This is a genomic window from Lysinibacillus sp. NPDC086135 (assembly GCF_044746345.1).
Lineage (GTDB): Bacteria > Bacillota > Bacilli > Bacillales_A > Planococcaceae > Lysinibacillus.
This window is the reverse complement of sequence record NZ_JBIVCA010000022.1, coordinates 1-5,980: the sequence shown is the minus strand read 5'-3', so window position 1 is coordinate 5,980 and position 5,980 is coordinate 1. Positions and strand designations below refer to the sequence as shown.

Annotated in this window: 7 protein-coding genes; 3 read left to right on the top strand and 4 right to left on the bottom strand. The window is 37.7% G+C overall.

Going from position 1 to position 5,980, the window contains the following annotated elements; all coding sequences use genetic code 11:
- Both ACIPKN_RS22385 and ACIPKN_RS22380 read left to right on the top strand, forming a co-directional pair.
- Positions 1 to 231, top strand: a 231-nt coding sequence (locus tag ACIPKN_RS22385) for a hypothetical protein (protein WP_400940340.1), incomplete at its 5' end; no start/stop codon positions are given.
- Positions 232 to 324: 93 nt separating this feature from the next.
- A complete protein-coding gene (locus tag ACIPKN_RS22380) occupies positions 325 to 780 on the top strand; it encodes a hypothetical protein (protein WP_400940338.1) in 456 nt (151 codons plus the stop codon).
- Positions 781 to 947: 167 nt separating this feature from the next.
- Here the strand turns inward: ACIPKN_RS22380 and ACIPKN_RS22375 are convergent, their stop codons facing one another.
- The 4 genes from ACIPKN_RS22375 to ACIPKN_RS22360 all read right to left on the bottom strand — a co-directional run bounded on the left by ACIPKN_RS22375 (position 948) and on the right by ACIPKN_RS22360 (position 4,081).
- The gene (locus tag ACIPKN_RS22375; protein ID WP_400940337.1) at positions 948 to 1,361 is read right to left on the bottom strand and encodes a VOC family protein; all 414 of its coding nucleotides are present in this window, start codon (positions 1,359 to 1,361) and stop codon (positions 948 to 950) included.
- Between the two features lie 385 nt (positions 1,362 to 1,746).
- Positions 1,747 to 2,388 carry a 3-oxoacid CoA-transferase subunit B gene (locus ACIPKN_RS22370; RefSeq protein ID WP_400940335.1) on the bottom strand — a complete coding sequence of 214 codons (642 nt, stop codon included), beginning with the start codon at positions 2,386 to 2,388 and terminating at the stop codon, positions 1,747 to 1,749.
- Complete coding sequence (locus ACIPKN_RS22365; RefSeq protein WP_400940332.1) at positions 2,388 to 3,095, bottom strand: CoA transferase subunit A; 708 nt, start codon at positions 3,093 to 3,095, stop codon at positions 2,388 to 2,390. Before ACIPKN_RS22365 ends, ACIPKN_RS22370 begins: the two co-directional genes overlap by 1 nt.
- Before the next feature lie 107 nt (positions 3,096 to 3,202).
- A complete protein-coding gene (locus tag ACIPKN_RS22360) occupies positions 3,203 to 4,081 on the bottom strand; it encodes a LysR family transcriptional regulator (protein WP_400940330.1) in 879 nt (292 codons plus the stop codon).
- A gap of 296 nt (positions 4,082 to 4,377) precedes the next feature.
- Here ACIPKN_RS22360 and ACIPKN_RS22355 point away from each other — a divergent pair, with 296 nt between their 5' ends.
- Entirely contained in the window at positions 4,378 to 5,691 is a 1,314-nt protein-coding gene (locus tag ACIPKN_RS22355; RefSeq protein WP_400940328.1) for a short-chain fatty acid transporter, read from the top strand.
- Positions 5,692 to 5,980 lie beyond the last annotated feature (289 nt).

Below are 5,980 nucleotides of genomic sequence, written 5' to 3'. Positions count from 1 at the left end.
GCGGAGCGACAGCAACAAGGCTTTTCTCTGTGCGAAAGCGGAGCGACAGCAACAAGGCTTTTCTCTGTGCGAAAGCGGAGCGACAGCAACAAGGCTTTTTTCTGTGCGAAAGCGGAGCGACAGCAACAATGTCTGAGTGAACTTCTTGTTGCTACTATATTAGCACTACGCTTTCGCGCAAAAAACTTCTGCAAGCCTGAGCCAAAGCCAATTCCAGAAGCTATTTTGTAGGGGCATAATTTGGATTTTTTATTACCTTCCTTCTTTTTGTATAATTCACCTCCATTTTGCGCATATATGGTAGTAACAAGGGAGGTTATTACATTGAAGAAATTATTTTATTTGTTTTTACTAACCACACTACTATTATCCGCTTGCGGGAAAAATACCGCTCCAAAGGAGGTTGCAGTCGATAAAAATACTTCCGTTGAAGATATAGTAAGAGCTATCGTTAAAAACAAATTCACTGTTGAAAAAAAGAATGGTATCGTTTCAATCTCTATACAGGACAATGATGTGAAAAAAGGTATGAAAAATCAAATGCTGAAGGATTCCACTAAAATATTTGCAGAGCTATCTAAGCTTCAAAATGTTAAAACTCCAGCTATTAGTTGGTATGCCCCATTAACAGGATCTAAAGGGGGCAAATCTATGACTGAGCTTTTAAATATTTACTTTAGTGAAGAAGATTTTAAAAAGACTAATTGGGCAAACTATACTCAGTTAAATATCGAATCCATTGCTACTCATTATCACCAAGATGCTTCTTTAGGACAATAGAATATTCCAACATCAAGATACCCCTCTGCGTATAACAAAGGGGTATCTTTTTACTATTTACTTATTGCTTCAGAAAAATTTTTTACATGATGCCCTTTTCCATCTTTCGATATCAAATGCTGTATCCATATACCACATAGGGTATGTAAATGTAGGCTCATACCGATTTAAATCCCCCCTGTGTTCATCAATACGAGACGCCAGCCATCGGGATCTTCAATTGTGACACCTTTTTCGGCCCAATATGGATTTTCTGGCTCTACCTCAGGGTAACCCATTTGCAATAAGCGTTCAGCAATAAGCTGTATGGTGGAACGTTTTGGAATATATAATACGAGCAAATTATCCTTTGTTGGCGCTGGGCAAGGACTTCCTTCAGTATGCTCTATAAATTCTAAATGATAGCTAGCATTCGGAAGACCAATCATGATACCGGTGTAGCCTCGATGTCCTGAAAAAGAGCCGATTTTTTCTAACCCTACGCCTTCACAATAAAATTCTTCAATTTCCTTTAATTTATCAGTTGGCCGTGCAACGCGTACCTGTGCTACCTGTAATTCATCTGACCATTGTTGTCTCATAGTTATTTTTCTCCTTTTCAATCATTGTATAATTGCAAAATAGAGCTAGAGAACCGCCAATAGTCTGAAAAATAACAATCAACCTTCACGCTCTTCAGAAATACTCGCGATATTGGTTGAAATACTCGCGAAGAGGCAATATTGCTGAAGTGATTGACTCTCCTAATGAAAAATAACCAGCTCTATGAAAGAACTGGTTACATTCAATCACTTTCCCCCGCATTAACGGGCAGTAATTGCGTATCGAAAGAGAAGCGTCAGGTACACCCTCGAGATTAATCGGAAGCAAAATAGTTATGAGAGGTTAACTGCCCGGAAACGCCCGATTGGTGAAGACTAATAATCAGTCGGGATGAAGAAAATCCCCACTGATTAAAGTTTCACTTTACCCTATTATGGCGACATTAAAGGAAGCAGCAGTCTTTTCTTTTACTTCCTCTAAAGTAACACCCTCTGCTAATTCGATAAGCTGCATCCCTTCATCGGTAAAATCGAAAACAGCCATATCTGTAATTAATCTATGCACAACGCCCTTTCCTGTTAATGGTAGCTCACATTGTTTTTTTATTTTTGACTCACCGTTTTTATTGACATGCTCCATTACAACGACTACTCTTTTTGCCCCGACTACAAGGTCCATGGCGCCTCCCATACCTTTTACCATTTTCCCTGGGATCATCCAGTTCGCAAGGTCACCCGTTTCAGATACTTCCATGCCACCTAAAATAGCAAGATCAATATGACCGCCACGAATCATGGCAAATGATTCGGCACTATCGAAGAAGGAAGCGCCTGGAACAGCTGTTACCGTTTCTTTACCTGCATTAATTAAATCAGGATCGACTGCGTCTTCTACTGGGTATGGACCAATGCCAAGAAGACCATTTTCTGATTGTAATAGAACGTCATAATCAGACGGAATTGCATTGGCCACTAGCGTTGGGATACCAATACCTAAATTGACGTTCATGCCGTTTTGTATTTCTTTTACCGCTCTATTTACGATTTTTTGTCTTGTATCAGCCATCACGCATCCCCCTTTTTCACCGTCAAACGCTCGATACGCTTCTCATAATTGCCACCTAGTAAAATGCGTTGCACGAATACACCCGGAGTATGAATATGATCCGGATCTAACTCTCCTACTTCAACAATTCCCTCTACTTCTGCAATCGTAATTTTTCCTGCCATTGCAGCTAGAGGATTAAAGTTACGCGATGTTTTTCTGAAAACTAAATTTCCTAGCTTGTCTGCCTTCCATGCTTTGACAAGGGCAAAATCTGCAACAATACCTTTTTCTAAAATATATTCCTTGCCATCAAAAACCTTTACATCTTTTCCCTCAGCAATAGGTGTTCCAACACCAGTAGCCGTGTAAAAGCCCGGAATTCCAGCTCCGCCAGCTCGCATACGTTCTGCCAATGTACCTTGTGGTGTCAATTCTACTTCAAGCTCTCCGCTTAAAAACTGCTGTTCAAAAATTTTATTTTCACCTACATAGGATGAAATCATTTTTTTGATTTGTTTATTTGCCAATAAAAGCCCTAAACCCCAATCATCCACACCACAGTTATTGCTTACAACTGTTAAGTCCTTCGTTCCCCTTTGGACTAGTGCCGCAATTGATTTCTCAGGGATACCACATAGCCCAAAGCCCCCTACAGCTAATGTATCCCCATCTTTAATATCAGCGACGGCTTCCTCAAACGAATTCCACACTTTCCCCTTCCCCATATCGAAACCCCCTAAAATTGCTCAGTTATTAAGAAAAATTCTACCTCAATACTATTTTATAAGTAAAGGAATAAATTAGAATATTATTTATTCTAAAAGTGCATAAATCAATTTTCAGAACGTATTGTATTGAGTAGCTGCTTTAAGGCAAAAGATTGATATGTATTCTTTTTCGTAATAACACCTAAACGCCATGGCATGTCAAAATTAAGTAACGGAATAATTTTGACATTTTTATTCGTGTGCTTTGCGGCTATTGAATATGGTAAAAGTGTCACCCCTAAATTCGAGGAAACTAGTTCCACTATTAAATCCCATTGCGAGCTTTTATAGCCGATTATTGGTGTAAATCCTGCGCTTTTACATGATTTTATAACATAATCATGCAGTGTGAATTCCTCTGTGAAGATAATGAATGATTCATTTTTTAAATCTTGTAATAGAATATGTTCTTGCCGAGCCAATGGATGGGACTCATTAATAAAGACAAAAAATTGGTCCTCCACAAATGATTGGATAGTAAATTTCCTTTCGTCTGTAGGTATGACAACAATCCCCATATCAACATCGCCATTTTCTACTAATGTTCCGATCATTTTAGCTCCACGTTCCACAAGCTCTAAATGCACCTTTGGATATTGCTTATGAAACTTTCGCGCGATTTCAGGGAAAAATAGTGTGCCAATTAATGGTGGTATCCCTAATTTAATCGTACCTGTTTCGATGTTCGATAAATCATCCAATAATATATGTAAATCGTGTACAGAACGTATTATTTTTTGTCCTTGTTTATAGACGATACTACCTGCGTCTGTTAACTCTATATTGCGTGTAGATCGGTTTAATAACTCTACATGAAGAGCATTCTCCAACTTTCTAATGCTTTTGCTTAATGAAGGTTGTGATACAAAGGATTCATTAGCTGCCTTTGTAAAGCTCCTATGTTCAACGACAGTCATAAATGCTTGTAAATCTCGCAACTCCATATACATACCCCTATTTATTCTAATTTGTTATAAAAAATATTCCCAAAACCCCTATGTAGTAATAAATTCTCCTCATTCTCTACTAATCCTTCTTCTTAAAAATAAGTAGATCAATACAATAGCACTAAGGCTTTGTTATGATTTCAATAGTATTTAATTAAGCAATAACAACCGCGACTTTATTTCTACATTACGTTCAGTTTATCGTACTTAATACCGATTTTATCTTCCTTAATTCATATTTCTATGTACAATTAGCAATAAGGGATGGCAGAAAAGGAAGGGGGAATTCTAACATGAAAACGTTAACAAGAATTTCAAATGCTATTATGGAAAAATATTTACCTGATCCATATATATTTGTCACTATACTCACAGTATTGACGTTATTATTAGGGGTTACATTAACAGATTCTTCTCCGCTCGATATGGTGATCTATTGGGGAGATGGTTTTTGGAAACTATTAGAGTTTACAATGCAAATGGTGATTGTCTTGGCTGCAGGTCACATTTTGGCGAATAGCCCAGTCTTTAAAAAGGGATTAGCAGCCATTGCAAGTAAAATAAAAACACCAGGTATGGCAATTATCATTATTACATTCGTATCACTATTAGCGTGCTGGATTAACTGGGGATTCGGACTTGTCATTGGTGCCCTTTTCGCAAAGGAAATTGCTCGTCATGTTAAAAAGGTAGATTATCGCTTATTAATTGCTAGTGCCTACTCAGGCTTTGTAATTTGGCATGGGGGATTAGCTGGCTCAATTCCGTTATCCATTGCGACTGAAGGTCATAAATTCGCTGACATTATGGGGATCATACCAACAAATGTTACACTTTTTTCAACATATAACTTATTTATAGTCATCGTTATCGTCTTCACTTTACCATTGTTTAATCGTTGGATGATGCCAAAGGAAGAAGATACGGTTGTGGTTAACCCTGCTTTATTAGTTGAAGAAAAAACAGAGTTACCTAAGCCCGAAAACAACTTTGCCAGCCGCTCTGAACGTAGTTATATTTTAACGATTTTACTTGCTATTATCGGACTTGTTTATTTAGTACATCATTTTATGACGAAAGGCTTTGTTCTTGATTTAAATGTGATTAATACAATTTTTATTGTATTAGGGATCATTTTCCACGGGACACCACAGCGTTTCCTTGCTGCTGCACAAGATGCCATTAAAACAACAACAGGCATCGTTTTTCAATTCCCGTTTTATGCAGGGATTATGGGCATGATGACCGCTTCTGGTTTAGCTGCCGTATTCTCAGAATGGTTCGTTAATATTTCCAATGAACATACATTCTATTTGTTTACATTTTTCTCAGCGGGACTTGTTAACTTCTTTATACCGTCAGGCGGTGGACAATGGGCAGTACAAGCTCCTATTATGTTAGATGCTGCAACCACTTTAGGTGCCGACTACGCTAAAACTGCTATGGCAATCGCGTGGGGTGATGCTTGGACGAATATGATTCAACCGTTCTGGGCACTACCAGCCCTTGCAATCGCTGGCTTAAAAGCTAGGGATATAATGGGCTTCTGTTTATTCGTTTTAATCTTTACAGGCATTATCATTAGCATCGGCTTCCTTTTCTTCTAACTAAATATAGAGTTTTAAACTTCACGGGATGTATATCCGTGAAGTTTTTTTATTTACCCTCAGAGCGTAATAGACTTAAGGGTTTCATTTAGCCGTAAAAAAAAGCCCGATTTAGTTATCAAGACCTGAATTGAAAAAAATTAATAACTCAAAGGACATAACATATTTTATATGACTACTATGTTATGTCCTTTTTATTCCACTAAACCAGCTAATAGGATGTCAATATTTTTCTCTAAAATTCTAATTAACCTTATGTTATACTATTTTGAGCATGACAAATAGCCCT